Origin of the sequence: Pseudoalteromonas sp. AS71 (genome assembly GCF_038900275.1) — a bacterium.
Lineage (GTDB): Bacteria > Pseudomonadota > Gammaproteobacteria > Enterobacterales > Alteromonadaceae > Pseudoalteromonas.
Genome location: NZ_JBBMQZ010000022.1, coordinates 30,559 through 46,921, shown reverse-complemented (window position 1 = coordinate 46,921; position 16,363 = coordinate 30,559). Strand labels below are relative to the sequence as shown.

The 16,363-nt window shown below is 38.6% G+C and carries 13 protein-coding genes; 5 read left to right on the top strand and 8 right to left on the bottom strand.

The annotated features are described in order from the left end of the window. Positions 1-8: 8 nt before the first annotated feature. Genes WNY98_RS16245 through WNY98_RS16230 form a run of 4 tightly spaced genes read right to left on the bottom strand, consistent with a single transcriptional unit; the run spans position 9 to position 4,244 of the window. Complete coding sequence (locus tag WNY98_RS16245) at positions 9-1,529, bottom strand: tripartite tricarboxylate transporter permease (RefSeq protein ID WP_024599701.1); 1,521 nt, start codon at positions 1,527-1,529, stop codon at positions 9-11. Between the two features lie 3 nt (positions 1,530-1,532). Continuing rightward, a complete protein-coding gene (locus tag WNY98_RS16240) occupies positions 1,533-2,000 on the bottom strand; it encodes a tripartite tricarboxylate transporter TctB family protein (protein WP_342878405.1) in 468 nt (155 codons plus the stop codon). A 12-nt stretch (positions 2,001-2,012) separates the two neighbouring features. Then, positions 2,013-2,993 (bottom strand): tripartite tricarboxylate transporter substrate-binding protein, encoded by a 981-nt coding sequence (locus tag WNY98_RS16235; RefSeq protein ID WP_024599699.1) that lies wholly within the window; start codon positions 2,991-2,993, stop codon positions 2,013-2,015. Positions 2,994-3,002: 9 nt separating this feature from the next. Beyond that, positions 3,003-4,244 (bottom strand): porin, encoded by a 1,242-nt coding sequence (locus WNY98_RS16230; protein ID WP_342878404.1) that lies wholly within the window; start codon positions 4,242-4,244, stop codon positions 3,003-3,005. Positions 4,245-4,743: 499 nt separating this feature from the next. Here WNY98_RS16230 and WNY98_RS16225 point away from each other — a divergent pair, with 499 nt between their 5' ends. Then, positions 4,744-7,722 (top strand): DUF3857 domain-containing transglutaminase family protein, encoded by a 2,979-nt coding sequence (locus WNY98_RS16225; protein WP_342878403.1) that lies wholly within the window; start codon positions 4,744-4,746, stop codon positions 7,720-7,722. A 628-nt stretch (positions 7,723-8,350) separates the two neighbouring features. Here the strand turns inward: WNY98_RS16225 and ylqF are convergent. After that, complete coding sequence (gene ylqF / locus WNY98_RS16220) at positions 8,351-9,295, bottom strand: ribosome biogenesis GTPase YlqF (RefSeq protein WP_024599696.1); 945 nt, start codon at positions 9,293-9,295, stop codon at positions 8,351-8,353. Between the two features lie 91 nt (positions 9,296-9,386). Between ylqF and WNY98_RS16215 the strand changes: the two genes are divergently transcribed. Together WNY98_RS16215 and WNY98_RS16210 are read left to right on the top strand one after the other, a co-directional pair. Next, complete coding sequence (locus WNY98_RS16215) at positions 9,387-9,923, top strand: YaeQ family protein (protein WP_342878402.1); 537 nt, start codon at positions 9,387-9,389, stop codon at positions 9,921-9,923. A 183-nt stretch (positions 9,924-10,106) separates the two neighbouring features. Next, complete coding sequence (locus tag WNY98_RS16210) at positions 10,107-10,712, top strand: alpha/beta fold hydrolase (protein ID WP_024599695.1); 606 nt, start codon at positions 10,107-10,109, stop codon at positions 10,710-10,712. Here the strand turns inward: WNY98_RS16210 and WNY98_RS16205 are convergent. Beyond that, entirely contained in the window at positions 10,709-10,918 is a 210-nt protein-coding gene (locus tag WNY98_RS16205; protein WP_024599694.1) for a hypothetical protein, read from the bottom strand. The genes WNY98_RS16210 and WNY98_RS16205 overlap by 4 nt on opposite strands. 324 nt (positions 10,919-11,242) lie before the next feature. Here WNY98_RS16205 and WNY98_RS16200 point away from each other — a divergent pair, with 324 nt between their 5' ends. Further along, positions 11,243-11,716 (top strand): Dps family protein, encoded by a 474-nt coding sequence (locus tag WNY98_RS16200; protein WP_004334993.1) that lies wholly within the window; start codon positions 11,243-11,245, stop codon positions 11,714-11,716. Positions 11,717-11,999: 283 nt separating this feature from the next. Here WNY98_RS16200 and WNY98_RS16195 read toward each other — a convergent pair whose 3' ends face one another. After that, positions 12,000-14,942: a TonB-dependent receptor gene (locus WNY98_RS16195; RefSeq protein ID WP_076925878.1), complete on the bottom strand. Its 2,943-nt coding sequence runs from the start codon at positions 14,940-14,942 to the stop codon at positions 12,000-12,002. 238 nt (positions 14,943-15,180) lie between these two features. Here WNY98_RS16195 and WNY98_RS16190 point away from each other — a divergent pair, with 238 nt between their 5' ends. Further along, positions 15,181-15,933, top strand: a complete 753-nt coding sequence (locus tag WNY98_RS16190) for a LytTR family transcriptional regulator DNA-binding domain-containing protein (protein WP_342878401.1) — start codon at positions 15,181-15,183, stop codon at positions 15,931-15,933. A 22-nt stretch (positions 15,934-15,955) separates the two neighbouring features. Here the strand turns inward: WNY98_RS16190 and WNY98_RS16185 are convergent, their stop codons facing one another. After that, positions 15,956-16,354: a hypothetical protein gene (locus WNY98_RS16185; RefSeq protein WP_024599692.1), complete on the bottom strand. Its 399-nt coding sequence runs from the start codon at positions 16,352-16,354 to the stop codon at positions 15,956-15,958. Positions 16,355-16,363: the final 9 nt, after the last annotated feature.

The window sequence follows — 16,363 nt, the reverse complement described above, 5'->3', positions numbered from 1 at the left end:
ATTCTCAATTATGCATTTGCTTTGTCTTCACGGCGTTGCATTAAATAATCTTTTAAAGGAAATAACAGCACTAAAATTGAAATTATAAATATGCTCAATGTTAGCGGGCGATCCCATAAAAAGCTTAATGAACCATCGGAAATCATCATTGAACGACGGAAGTTTCGCTCAATCATATCTCCTAATATAAAACCTAATAATAATGGTGCCATAGGAAACGACAGTAATCGCAATATTAGCGCAACCACTGCAAACCCCACCATCATAAATAAGTCGAAGGTATTGAAGGACACTAAGTAAACACCAATTAAGCTAAAGAACAAAATCATCACAGTAAGTACTGACTTAGGCATTGCTAACACTTTTGCAAAGTAAGGGATAAGCGGAAGATTTAAAATAAGCAGCACAATGTTACCAAAGTACATACTTACAATAACCGCCCAAAATACACTTGGGTTTTCTTGCATAAGCATTGGACCTGGCTGAATGCCGTAAGCAATTAAAGCGCCTAGCATAATTGCAGTTGTTCCTGAGCCCGGAATACCAAGCGTTAACAGCGGTACAAACGATCCTGTACACGCGGCATTATTTGCTGATTCTGGGGCAGCTAAGCCACGTAATGAGCCTTTACCAAACTTTTCTTTTAAACCTTTTGGCGCTAAATTTCGCTCTGTTGCATAAGCCATAAAGCTCGCAATAGTTGCACCTGCACCCGGTAGCACTCCCACTATAAAACCTAAAATAGACGAGCGACCAATTACTGGTGCTATTTCTTTAACCTCGGCTTTACTTAACTTGGTTGAACCTATTTGCGGAGTGTCGGAATCATTAATATTTTTAGCATCTTTTTTCTCTGGCTTTACAACATTTACAAGTGCCTCGGCTAATGCAAACGTTGCCATAGCAACTAATAAAAAGCTTATTCCGTCGAGTAAATCAGGTTGTCCAAAGGTAAATCGGTCAGTACCTGATGACGGATCGATTCCAACCGTTGCTAGCATTAAGCCAAACACGGTCATCATCATTGCTTTTAAAAATTGCCCTTTATTTGAAAATGCTGCAATAGCTGTTAAGCCTAAAAACATCAGTACTACATAATCAGGGGATTGAAAACTCAATGACACCTTTGCTAATAAAGGCGCAGCAACCATTAATAATATGGCGCCAATTGTTCCGCCTATAAAGGAGGAATAAGCAGCAATTGCCAATGCTTTACCTGCATGACCTTGTTTTGCCAGCGGATAGCCATCAAAGGAAGAAGCCACAGTGCCTGCAACCCCTGGTGCATTAATTAAAATAGACGACGTAGAGCCACCAAAAATTGCTCCATAATAAACACCCGCCATTAAAATCATGCCCGAGTCGGCGCCAATGCTATAAGTAATAGGGATCATTAAGGCAATTGCGGTAATTGGCCCCAATCCTGGTAACATGCCTATAAAGGTGCCAACAAGGCAACCCGCAATAACATACATTAAATTATTAAAGTCGAGCACGGTCGACAAACCAAGCATAATTCCATCAAACATAACTTAACTCCACAAATCGCCCGGAACCAAGTAAATACCTAATACTTGAGTCATCAAAAACCAAAACACCACTGCAACCGGAATCGATGTAAATAGCAAAATTCCCTTACGTCTTTCGCCCATCACAAAAAAACCCGCAAGCAAAAATGCACTAGTCGAAATTAAAAAACCAATTGGCTCAAGTGCAGCGCTATAAATCACCATTAATATTAATAAACCAAAAGTGCGCAGCATGTGTGATTTTTCAAGAACATCACCTGCATTCGTTTTTTCTCTTGGTTTAAGCAATGTTGAACCAATAGACAGTAAGCACACCACAATACCAAACCCAGCATATACTTTAGGAAGAGTCGCTGAGGTAACTGTTTCGTATTCTTCAAACGGTAATAGTGGAATTTGCCATGCAACCACGGCATATAAAGTAAATAGTGCCAAGAATAAACTTGGCCCTAGTAATTCGCGATTCATCATTTTAAACCTCGATTAACGTGCTGCACGGATAAAACCAAGCTCTTCCATAACCACTTTAAGTTGTGCTTCCTGCGCTTCTAGTGACTTAATAAATTCATCTTTTTCTTGAAACAGATTTAGCCAACCATTACGAGCTCTCACAGCCTCCCACTCAGGAGTACTTTGCAACTCACGAAGCTTTTTTGTGTACTGTGCTAACTTTTCAGCGGGTAAATTAGGCGCAGCAAAAAGACCACGCCAATTTACAAATTCCATATCGTAACCAAGTGACTTAAGCGTAGGGATTTCTGGGTAATCAGGTAAAGGTTTACCAGATGTAACCGCTAAAATGCGTGCTTGACCACCGTTAGCCACTTCAAGCGCTTCACTTAAACCTGTTGAAAGTAAATTCACTTCGCCTGAAAGCAACCCTGCTTTCGCTTTTCCACCTGCATCGTAAGGAATATAACGCAAGCGTCGACCATCTATACCCGCCGCTTTAACAGCTTGAGCCGCCACTAAGTGATCCATACTGCCGCGAGCAGAACCGCCCGCCACTTTTATCGAACTTGGATCTTCTTTTATTGATTTAATAACATCCTCCCAAGTTTTAAATGGAGAATCGTTACGTACAACAAATGCGCCGTAATCTGCAACCATGCTGGCTACAGGGGTTAAATCACGGTAGCTATAAGGAATTCGCCCGCTTAAAGCACGCAATACAATAGGCGTTGAGTTAACCATTAAAATATCGCCCTTTTTTGTACCCGACTCGATTAAGTATGCAATAGCGCGACCGCCACCACCGCCAGACATATTTTGAAAAGATGCGTTACCTTCAATACCCGACTTAACTAAACCTTCACCTATACCTCGGGCTGTTGTATCCCAACCACCACCAGGACCGCCTGGAATTAAAAAGTGAGTGTCGGCTATTGCCAATGGACTGCTAAGCACTAACGATGCTGCAATTATGGTCGTTTTTACTGATTTAAATGACTTAAATAATTTCATTGTGTATCCTTAAAATAAATACTGCATACGTGCACTAAAGCCCATGCCAGAGTCTTCATCGCCAACAAGTGCTGGAGTGCCGGCACCTTCTACATCGCTGTAAATTAGATTGCCCATAAATTTAATATCACTACTTACGTAATAAGATGTACCTAATGTATAAGTTGTTGCTTTTGTGCCTTGTAAGCTACTTGTAGCGTCTACTTCTGAAACACGTGCCACCAACTCCCATGCATCTTTAATATTTTTAGGTTGTACAAATAATGCAGAGCTCGCTTTGTATTGGCGCTGCTCGCCCCCTAAAAAGTAACTTGCCGATACATGAAAACTATCAAAGCGCTCGCCATCTAAAAAATCAGTACTATTAGCGGCATCAAGTGAGCGGCTTGCATATTCAGCCTCAAGTGTTAAAGAATCCGCCTGATAAGCAAACTCAAAACCGGTTTGCGATAAGCTATCAAGTGAGCTTGTTACACCACCGGCGGCATAATCAACAAGGCGGGTATTGGCTTCGCGCACTTCACCACGCGCAAAACGTGCTCCTAATTCATTGCCTCCCATGTCGCGATATGAATGCCACACGCCTAAATGAATTACATCGCCAGGTGCTGCTCTCGACCATGTAGCACGCCCAGTAATAGCAAGAGTAAGCTTGTCGTTTTCATCACTACCTGTTGCACCAAATGCATCATTTTTATAAACGCCTATCGCGTAACGAAAGCCAGAGTCTTTAAAATATTGATAAGCAGAAGCGCCCCAACGAAAAAATGGAGAGAAAGTATTGGCTAGCGAACTACGCTCAATCGTATTAATGTGCTTTGAACTGGTTAATGCATTTAGCGATATATCTTCGCGAATTTTACCTGCTTTAACTTTAAGTCCGTTATCAAAAGCATAACGAACACGCGCCATCACTATTTCAGCAGTGCCTTCAGCAAATTCGAGTAATAACTTGTGATCCCAATTTCCGTGCTCACTTTCAACGTAAGTACGAATACGACGAGGAAAAAAATCGCTGCCGCCAGAGCCCTCGTTATCGGCGTTGTAAGCACCGTCAAAATAGTTGTAGTCGAGCTGAAACCGTCCACCAAACTCTAAATTAAAACCGCTGGTAGTTTTTAATGCACTTACTTCTTTTTGTAGCGCATCTAATTGCTCTTGTAGTTTTTGCGTATCGTTATTGGCTAAAACGGATGTACTTGCTAATGCAGCAGCAACTGCCAAAGCGAGTTGTGTGTTACTTGCTTTCATTATTTTCTCCACGCTTGTGTGTATATTTATTGTCAGGTAGATAAGCGACGACAAACTGCTATCTAACGCGCAGCTTATTGTTAACGGGAAATTAACGAAATATTTAGAAGGTAAGGTGCATTGATGATCGTTATGTGCTTTTTGCTCATAAAGTTCATGAACAAAAAGAGCAAAAACAGTTACTGTTATATTTTGATTTATAAACACTTTTAAGGGTTTTAATGATTACCGTACGAATAAACAGATAGGATTTTTGCAGATCTAACGAAACCAGTAATAAAGTAGGTTTAACTAATTATGGTTTGGAAATACCACTAAAAAATTATTTCAAGAACATTTTAGGGGAAGCTAAGCGTTTCGCAATCACATAGCAGTTCATTTATATACTATTAATTAACTACTCACGTACGGGCCTGTTAACATCTCATTGTCAAAAAAGTCTAAATTTGGTACATTCTTTCCTCGATAGTATTTATAAAAACAACTATAAGACCCTACAATGAAATGGAACTTTCTTCGACTCAGCTCTTGGCTACTTGCACTTACCTTATTAATTTTCTCTCATAATATTTTTGCGCAGCAATATAAAATAGATAAGCCAGCTAATTGGGTTAATACACATATTATTGAGCAACCCAAGCATTCCGACATAACCAAAGTGCGTGACGGTACACTGTATTTGTTACTCGATAACCAAACTTATGTTCCAAATAAACAAAAGCAACAACGCTATACCCGCCTAGTTATGAAAGCTTTAAATCAAAGTGGTGTTGATTATATAAGCCAGCTTAATCTTGATTTTGATCCAAGTTACGAGTCGCTAACATTAAACAGCTTAACAATTATTAGAAATAGCGAGCGCATTGATAAGCTTGGTAGCGCGAGAATGACGGTTATACAAAGTGAATCTGAATTAGCAGATCGTATTTATAACGGTAGCCTGTCACTCAATATTATTATTGATGATATGCGCAGTGGCGACATACTTGACTACAGCTACACAGTGACAGGTAGCAACCCTATATATGCTAATAAATTTAGTACAAGACGCACGCTGAACTGGTCGGTACCCGTAGTGCAACAAAATATGCGTGTACTTTGGGGTAAACAAACACCTCTACATATAAATACAATAAACGGCGCAGCCGATATTCAAGAAACGCTTAATAAATATGGCAAAGATTATTCTATAACTCTTTTTGAAGAACCTTTACTGGAGCAGAATTCTCAAACCCCAACGTGGTATGACCCATATACACAAGTTTACTTTTCTGAGTTTGACGATTGGGGTCAGGTAGTTAACTGGGCATATCCACTTTATCAATCAGCCATAGAAACCCCAAATAGCATTTTGGATGTAGCTGAAAACATAAAAGCAACACACACAAAAACATCAGATAAAATTTCCGCAGCACTGCGCTTTAGCCAAGACGAAGTTCGATATTTAGGGCTTGAAATGGGCACTAACTCGCATCAACCAACGTCAGCTTCAGAAACGCTTTCGCTACGATACGGCGATTGTAAAGATAAAACGGTACTGCTTATTTCGTTATTAAAAGCGATGGGTATAGAGGCTTTCCCTGCGCTGGTTGATACTGAAGAAACCAAACGTTTAATAGAACTACCGGCTACTGCAAGTGTGTTTAATCACGTAATTGTTACGCTTAAGCAAGACGGAAAGCGCTACTGGCTCGATCCTACGGTGAACTACCAACGAGGTACACTTGAATATTTAGCACAACCTGATTATGGCTATGCCCTAATTATTGATAAAGGTGAAACTGCTTTAACCTCTATGGCACAAAAGCCTGTACATACAAATGTATCTGTAGAAGATAACTTTTTTATTGCAGAAAAAGTATCTGAGCCATCACGTTTTGAAACCCAATACACTTATGCCGGATTTGAAGCAATTAACCGAAGAAGTAATATCGCCAGCAGTGGTCTAAATAGCGTTGCTAAGTCTTACTTTGAGTATTACCAAGGATTTTTAAATGGTTTATCAATAAATGAAACAATGGCAATTAGTGAGCAAGAGCAAACGGGTAAACTAATAACCAAAGAATCGTATTTAATTGATGAATTTTGGGAAAAAACGGACGAAGGCTACGAAGCTAGTTTTTATGCAAGTGAAATACAAAACAGTGTTTACGAACCAAAACAAGTAAACAGAACTGACCCGCTTTACTTCAGCTATCCCAATATAATTAACACCACAATAAAACTACATTTTACAGAAAAAGATTGGGGATTTGATAGCGAAAAAGAAGAAATTGATAACGACTACTTTAATTTAAAAACAGCCACTGAATTTAATAATAACATTTTAACACTGACCTATAGCTATTACGCAAAACAAGATCATATAAAAGCCACTCAAATAGATGATTATTTAGCACAGCGTAAAAAGTTAATATCAGTAACTCATTACCCTATTCTAAAATATGCAAAGGCGAGCGAAACGCCTCAAACAACAGCTGATGTGTTAGATAGCTTCGGTTATAGCTGGCTTAAATATGTGTTGGCTGGTTATATTTTAGTACTCATATTCTTTTTCGCCGATTGGCGATTAGAGTCAGCAAAAAAAGCGAAATTTGAAGATAGTCCATTTTATGCCGTATCTGTAAGTAAGTTTATTATTTACAGTATTTTGAGTTTAGGCATATTTGTTAACTACTGGAGTTATCGTAACTTTAAAGCCATTAAAGAACGCGATAACTCAAGTATTATGCCTATTGCTCGAGGTATATTTGCATTTTTATGGTATTACCCTTTGTATCTCGCACTTGCAGAGCACAGCCAACAACAGCTAAACAAAAATAAAGTAATGCCTAACTGGACTGCCTTAACACTCTGGCTAATGGTACTTGCCAGCGCCTTTGCTTATCGAATGGACGAATACGCAACCATAGTGATTTGTATAATGCCATTTTTATGGTTGCCTCTAGTTAGTTACATTGAGCAAACCGATACAAGTAAAGAAGCCTTACATTACAACTCGTACTGGCGAATTAGACAGTATTTAATCTCGCTTGCGTTTGCACCTCTATTATTTTTGGGCGTACTTCAAGAAGTAAATATTTTACCCAATGCTGCAATTATCAAAGGGGATAGTTTATGGCCTTACCAAGTACACTTTTTAAAACGTAATCGCCTAACACCTGAAAACGAAGAAATACTTTATTTTTATAGCGATGCAGTATTTGATTACCGAGAAGACGGTAACGGAATAACCGAAAACTATATTTTTAGTTACTACAAAAACGATGACGGTAAGCTTGAATCGGATCTTAGTCACTTTAAAGATATAGAAAAAATAGAAGCCTCGTACGGTAAAACCAAGCTTGATAACACAAGTATAAAAGTAATAAAAACTGACGGTAGTGACTTCTTACTCATTGTAGGGCGTCTAAACAAGCAGGATAAAGTACTAGTGGAGCAGATTAATTTACGTATAACAGCAAATAAAGTGCGTTAGTGGCTTAAAATATCCAATTAGTACGAATATTTTTAGCCACTAATTAAAGGCTGTTAATCTTTGGGGGCTAAGACTTTACAAGAGACTATTTGATTATATATCAAAGCAGTCGCTGTCTTGGAAGGCGATAAAATCATTCCTAGCTTGAATTTATTTTAACTCTGAAAGATCAATGCTTTTATACTAAAAATCCATATCAAATTATTTAATAAGTATTAAAAACCTATTCTTAATTGTTTAACCAAGATAAGTATTTTTATGAAATGGCAGTGCTAACTAGCCGATTTATATATGAATAAAAAACAAGCGCCACAATAATAAGAATTATTTGCATTTAGGTATTGACAGACAGTTAGATCTAACTGATAATCAATATCAACAAGACGGATTGCATACCACTTGTTAAGGAATGAATTGATTTGTTTCTCGACCCTGAAACAACGTGTGGCGCACGTAAACAGCTATGGTTACTTGTTATGAACCGCAACGCCCCTTGATGTTGATGATGAGTAACCGCCCTACTATTTTACTTGCTACATTGCTCATATCGGTGACGGTAGATATGAAACTAAAAAAGCCCTTACGGGCTTTTTTTATGTCTGTAATTTAGTTGGTTAAATTAAACTAATTAACGACGATTTTTACGTGCTCGTGCCCGGCGTTGAAGCTTTTCTTCTTCTTTAGCTGCTTTTTTAGCTTCTGCAGCGGCGCGTAAACCAGCAACCATTACTTCTTCTTCCTCACGCATTTGCGGAGTTTCCATCGTAATACGGCCAATAATACCATCGCGCAATTCGTTGATTAGTATTTCAGACATTTTGTATGTGTCTATTTGATTACCACCACGGATACAGCCGCGTTTTTTACCCGCCATTTCAACAAATTCCCAATCACTTTCAGGCAGTTCGGCAATTTTATAACGCGCTTTTAAAAGCTCAGGGTAAGCACGCAATAAGTACTCAGCGGTGTAACTTGCTACTTCTTCATACTCAAGTGCAGTATCACGAATAGCACCGGTAGCGCCTAAGCGATAACCTGAGTTTTCGTTTTCTACTTTTGGCCACAACATACCTGGCGTATCGTAAAGCATAATACCGTCTTCAAGCTTAATGCGTTGTTGCGCTTTAGTAACAGCAGGCTCATTACCTGTTTTTGCAACTATACGTCCAGCCAATACATTAATTAACGTAGATTTACCCACGTTAGGAATCCCCATGATCATGGCTTTAATTTGCTTATCGGCACCCACTTTATGCGGCACTAGCTTTTTACAAAGCTCATTAATACGGTGTACTTCAGCTGCTTTATCATGTCCAAAAGAAATCGCTTTAACACCGTTTTCTTGCTCAAAATAATCTTTCCAAATTTGAGTCATTTTAGGATCAGCTAAATCAGCCTTATTTAAAATTTTGATGACTGGCTTGCCTTCACGCAAGGTTGCCACCATCGGGTTTTCACTACTGTAGGGAATGCGCGCATCAAGCACTTCAATGATCACATCCATTTGTGGCATTATTTCTTTAATTTCATTGCGGGCTTTATTCATATGCCCAGGGAACCACTGGATAGCCATTTTTAACTCCTAACGTATAATTAACCGCTATTTTAACTGGCAATTCATTTAATTGCGCTATACTGACGCAAATTTTTTCAGATTAGTTGTTATGGCTCTTAAATCCACCATTATGAAAGTGCAGTTATCGCTTAGCGATATGGACCGCCACGTTTATCAAGATTTTAATTTAACCTTGGCTCAACACCCATCAGAGACCGATCAACGGTTGATGATTCGCTTACTCGCTTTTGCTCTAAATAGCTGTGATGGTTTAGAATTTACTAAAGGATTAAGCGCTGATGATGAGCCTGAACTTTGGCATGTTAGCTATAGTGAAGAGATAGAGCTGTGGGTTGAGCTTGGCTTACCAGATGAAAAACGCCTTAAAAAAGCCTGCAATAAATCTAAAAAAGTGGTCCTATATACTTATGGTGAAAACAATCAAGCAATTTGGTGGCAAAAACATCAACCTAAATTGTATGAATTTAAAAATCTAAGTATTTTTAGCCTTGATTATGCAGCAACACAAGCACTTGCTGCTTTAGTTGATCGTGGAATTAAGCTCGCCATTACCATTCAAGATGGTGAAATATGGGTAAATACCGATACAACCAATATTGAAATAAAACCGCTACAGTTAATGTAATTACGGTAGTTATACCAATTGCATTAAATTAGTTATCTATTATAGCGACAAATAAATAAGTCGATAACAAGGCGAAAATTATGACATATAGTTGTTCTATATAAATAATTTTTAACGCAGGTAGCGGATTATTTAATACGCAAGAATGATCATGTTTTTAATAAAATTGGTATTAGGGAGCATATGAAAGTTAAACACGTTATTGTTTTACATGGCTTGTATATGTCTGGCTTTGTTATGCGCCCACTTTGTTCACGGCTTGAAGAATCGGGGATGACAGTATTAAACATTACCTATAATACGCTCGACCCTCACCGCGATACCATATTTGCACAAATTGATGAGTGTATTTCTAACGAGCCTGCAGCGCTTGTATGCCACTCTATGGGAGGGCTGATTGCACGTGCTTACCTAGAGGCAAACTCCCCTGCTAGCCAGAATGTTACGAAGGTAATTACGCTTGGTACTCCACACAAAGGCAGCCATATTGCGCAAAAGATGAAACAAAAAGGGTTTGAATCATTTTTAAAAAATAGTGTTGAATTTTTACTCACTAAAAATGGTAATTGGCCTTTTAAAGCTAAGCTTTACAGTATTGCAGGCGATTTACCTATTGGGCTTATGCCCTTAATAGTTAAAGGTAGCCAATCAGATGGCACTGTATTACTAGATGAAACCAAACTTAAAGGTATGGCCGAACATAAAGTGTTTCATTTAAGCCATACCAGTATGATTTACTCGCGCCAAGTACTCGATTACATTTTAAAGTGCTTAAACGAAAGCGATTAATCCTCAGCATTGGCTGCTATTTTATAACTAATTAAAAATACTACTGCCAATATAAGCGGAATCGGCGCCGCAATGTAGCCAAAAACATCCGAATTCGCAAAGCTTGCTCCTGCTAAGTGGGCTACTAACCCTAATACAAATGCGATGACTGCAAGACCTACCACTATTAACTCTGCTTTATTTTGTTTCGCTGTTTTTGCATGCATGTTATCTCTCCTAATTATTTCGACACACTTATTATGCGCCGTTAGGGTGGATGATTTTTGACCTGCATCAATAAAAAAACAGCTAAATTATCGCCTTGAATAAAGTTTGTTTTAGATCATAATTTAGAGTTTATTTACTTTTAAGGGGTGGTATTTTTATTAATCAGACCCATTTCTATTAATAGTTAAAGGTGCGTATTGGTATCAAAAGCAGTTAATAGGTTAAAGCTATTAACTAGATATATTTAAACGATTTTACTAAACAATAAAAATCCGCGATACTTATCACAAGTTCACAAACAAACGGTTATTCAGGAGCAAGTTATGTCACATGTAAACGCAATTGGTCTAAACAGTGCAAAAAGCGAAGACATTATAAAGTCACTCAATACATTATTGAGTAGCTACCAGATTCAATACATGAACGCGCGTGGCTTTCACTGGAACATTAAAGGCCGTAACTTTTTTGAACTACACGTTAAATTTGAAGAAATTTATAACTTACTACTTCTAAAAGTAGACGAAGTTGCAGAACGTATTTTAACGTTAGATGGTGCGCCTCTACATGCATTTTCTGATTACCTTGAAGTAAGTAAAATTAAAGAAGCTAAAGGTATTAGTGATGGCGTTACAGCCGTAGAAAACCTACTTGCTGGTTACAGCACATTAATTCACATGCAGCGTGATATCTTAAGCCAAGCTGGTGATGCAGATGATGAAGGTACTGCCTCACTAATGAGCGATTACATCTCAGAGCAAGAAAAACTGGTTTGGATGCTAAAGGCTTACTTAGACTAAACTAGCAAAAAAAAGCCCTCAATGAAGAGGGCCACAAATAGGGATAAATCGTTAAATAATCAAGCGATTCGGTTACTATATTAGCCTGCTCCCAATACTAAACAACGCCCCTGTTACCAGTGGCGTTGTTTTTGGTTTAAGTGGGTAGAATGCTCATATATTGGGATAAACAATATATGGGCATTACTGCTCTCATTATTTTTTCCAATAAAAAAGCCCCAACGATACTGGGGCTTTGTGAACGTAACTAATTAAGTAACTATATTAGTGTCGTTATTGCTGGTTAGAACTTACTTCTAAAACCGATGTAGAATGATTGACCAATTGGGTCGTACGTACCTGCATCAGTTTCAGTACCAGTACTTGAACCACTTACACCCGATAAAATGCGCGGTGGCTCTTTATCAAATAAGTTACTTGCACCAGCGTAAAGCTCTGTTGAATCGCTGATATGGTAACTTGCTTGAACATCATGATACGTTACTGAACCAATCCCTACTCCACCTGGAGCAATACCAAAACCACTTAAGAATTGATCATCAAAGTCTGCAGCGCCAATGTAAGTTAAGCTCCAGTTAAAATCAAAGTCGTTAAGTTTATAACCAAAGTTCCAGTTAGCTTTATGCTCTGATGCACCAATTTCTCCAGCAAACTCATCTTTATCAGCGCCTGGAAGTGGAATGCTATAACCATCGATTAGGTAAGTATAAGCAAGGCGAGTTCTAAACGCACCTGGACCAATATCAGTAGAGTACGTTAGTGTTAAATCAACACCTTCTGTACCTAAACCACCACTGTTAGATACACCACTGTCGATAAATTCTAGTGAACCAGCACTATTATTACCTGATGGCGCACTACGACGAGTTACAAAGTCACAAAAACTTGTATCGCCGCCGCCATAACATTGGTCAAGAATAAACTGACGAGGTGTTGATACTATTGCATCTGTAATTTCGATATCAAAGTAATCAAGCGTAATGTCTAGTCCTGAAATTAGGTTTTCTGGTGTAAATACCAAACCTACTGTTACAGAGTCACCAACTTCTTCTTTTAAATCTTGGTTGCCACGGTTAAAGCCACTAATACCTTGTAAGTCAGACTGGTTAAGCGTGAACTCACCATTTGAAGCGATATTAGTTGTAACACCACCATCTGTACGACAAGCATCACCAGCAGCACCACCGCCACTATTAGTAACACCTAAACATGGATCGTTTAAACCACTTGGGAACGTTTGTGAAGGCGGAGAAAATAGTTCATCGATATTTGGAGCACGCGTTGAACGAGCACGAGTAGCACGTAAACGTAAGCTATCCATTACTTCCCAATCAACACCCACATTCCAACTTTCGGTGTTACCGACTGTTGAATAATCAGATAAACGAACTGCTGCATTCATCGTTACAGTATCAAGTACTGGGATGTTTGCTTCTACATAGTACTCTGTTACGTCAAACGAGCCTTCTGTTGCTGGGATTGCATTACCTGCATTAAGACCGGCTTGCTGTAGTGCATCAAATTCACTGCGTGAAAATTCTTCGCGGTATTCAAAACCAGCAGCAATACCCACCGTACCTGCTGGTAAATCAAATAAATCACCTGAGATATTACCACCAATGATCTCTTGCTCAACTGACGTTGAAAGAGAGCTAGGTGCACTTACAAAATCAATAGCTCCTTGTGATAACGAATTAAAACCATAAATGTCTACAGGCGCACAGTTAAAGCCGCGAGCTGTCGCATCGATACAGATAGCCTCGTCAGTAATACCATCACCATCTAAATCTTGGCTATCAATAACAGCTTCTAAACCTTGACGGAAGCTTTGCACGTTGACTAAACCTCCAGAAACTTGCTGCTCTTTTGTTTTACCATATACGTAGTAAGTATCGTAAAACCAACCATCTGCTATTTCACCTTGAAAACCAAGCGCTAAACGGAATGTATCACGCTCTGCTCGTGCTCCACGGTTACCAATGTCACTCAAACGTTTTGCAAAAAAGATATCACGCATACCATCACCATCGGTGTCGGTTGCTGCGTTATATATATCGTCTGGTACAAATGCATTACGTAATATTTCACCGTTTACATTAAATTCAATCGGTACTTGGCCATTTGCATAAATATCATCAGAAGCAAAAGGGAACGGCTCTAATTCAGAAACAGTTGTTGTTGCAGCGTAAGTGCCTTCATAAAAAAAGCTATGCTTGTCACTTAACTCATAGCTACCATTTGATGCGAATAAGTAGCGCTCTGTAGGTATTGCTATTGTACGTACGCCGCTTCGGTTAAAACCATTTGCATCTACGCCATCGCCACCATTAGTACTAAATGAGTTTTGTAGGTTGTTTGCATCATTAAACGTAAATGTTTCATCCCCTGCGCTAAAACGACCTTGTGGTGGGAATGAAGATAAAAATGGGCTTACCGCATCAAATACAGAGCCTGGGTTTGCTACAGGATCATCTTCAAAGAAAATACCTGAAAATTGGTCTACTGCCGAGCGGTCACGATCACGTGAGAAAACAGCACCTTGATCAGAGTAACCCAGGTGAAACATGGCGTGCCCTTTACCATCTGAGCTTGATAAGCCTGAGGTAAAGTTAAATTGGCGTGACTCATCATCACCTTCACTCGATTCACCGTACTGACCTTCAAACTCAACGCCTTCAAAATCATCTTTTAGTACAAAGTTAACTACACCAGCAACAGCGTCAGAGCCATAAACTGATGAAGCACCACCGGTCATAATTTCAACACGTTCGATAAATTGACTAGGAATAGTATTTAAATCGACAGCAGAGCTGCCAGGTACACCAGAAACATAACGGCGACCATTAACTAAAACCAATGTACGGTTAGAGCCTAAATTACGTAAATCAACTGTAGCAACCCCCGCACTGGCTGTATTAAAGTTTGAATTAGTACGGCTAATAGCTGGCGAACCAAATGCTGGGTTCTCTAGCAGTAAATCTTGAATATTTAATGATCCCGATGCATCAATAGCGGCACTATCTACAACTTGGATAGGCGCTGATGACATCGCCTCAGCTGAACGAATACGAGAACCTGTAACTTGTACACGTTCTATTTTAGTAATTTCGTCATCTTCTGCAGCCACACCTTGAAATGAAATGCTTGCAAGTATTGCACTGCTTAGCGCAACTGTTAACGACGATTTTTTAAATAATCGCGCGCTACCTTTGTTAGTTAATGTCATATAATTCCCCTGAATTGTTATTTTTGTAACTAAATAGTTACTTCGCGGATTACAGTAAGGGGATTTATTTAAACACTCTACATGCATTATTTATGAGGCGTAATCTTTGGTATGAATAGCTAGTTTGATGGGATTAATTAGTACGTCACAATTATTTTATAAATATATTGTACTTTTCATAACAGTTTTTCCGCTAAGCACGGTCTTTGTTACTATATACAGCAAGAGATATAAAATAATGGTCGCTTCTTTTCATGCATTAACTTTTGTTAGTAACACTAAGTTTGCAACATTTTTAACAAAGCGCGTGCAAGAGCACCGACACTTTGAATCTCAATCTTTTATTCAGGCAAACAGATTAGATCAAATAGATACAGATCAATACAACGTACTTTTTTACGAACTAACCAATCTGGCTGATCCTATGCAAATAGTGCATTTAACAGAGCTCGCTAAAAAGCTTAAGTTAGTCATTATTGCCCAGTCGGGTCATTTTGCGAGTTTTGCTTTTGAAGTTGGCGCTGTTGATTTTTTAATAGTAGATTCTACAGCACCGCGTATTGATAAATGCTTTGATAAACTAATTCACCTTTGCCCGATTGCAAGCGCGGCTGAGAGCCAATATCAACAGAGCACACAAACCGAAAAACCATCATCACATATTGTAGTTAAAGATGTAGGTAAGGTAAGGCTAATTGATATAAAAGATATTATTTGGATTAATGGTGCGGGCAATTATGTAGAGCTGCATTTTACCAAAGGTAGTACACCGGTATTACACCGCGAAACCATGAAAAATATTGAACAGCAGCTAGAGCCAGAAGGGTTTATTCGTATTCATCGCTCGACGCTGGTAAGAAAACAAGCTATCTGCGAACTGATGCCTACCGACAGTGGCGATTATAAAGTAAGACTTAAAAACGACATGTGCTTAAACCTTTCAAGGCGCTATAAAGGGTGTTTAGAGAGTATTATAAGCCCTCTTCAGTAGCGGTTTATAATACTCATATTAATTACCAGTTCTGTTTTATATAACTATCACTTGGATGCACTAATAAATAGCTTTCGGTATCTTTATAAAAATTAACTTCTACATCGCTATTTTTCCATACCTTTTCAAACATATCTTTAGCTATGATATTAATGTTTATATAGTCAACACGTTGATAGCCACGCTCTTTTACACCCGCAAAATAGGCCTCTAACGAATCAAGACTATCTAAAGTTAACAGTTCAAACTCTTTTAAGTTAACAACCACAAACTTAATTGTATTTTTAGGATGAAAGCTCAATTCTTGAATAACACCATTAGTTAACGATGTTATACCTTCATTGTTAAAGCTCCCCTTCAACTTCAAATACATATGAGGGGGCTGTGAACAAATCTGAAATTCGCCATGTGCTCCAAACATAAATTACCT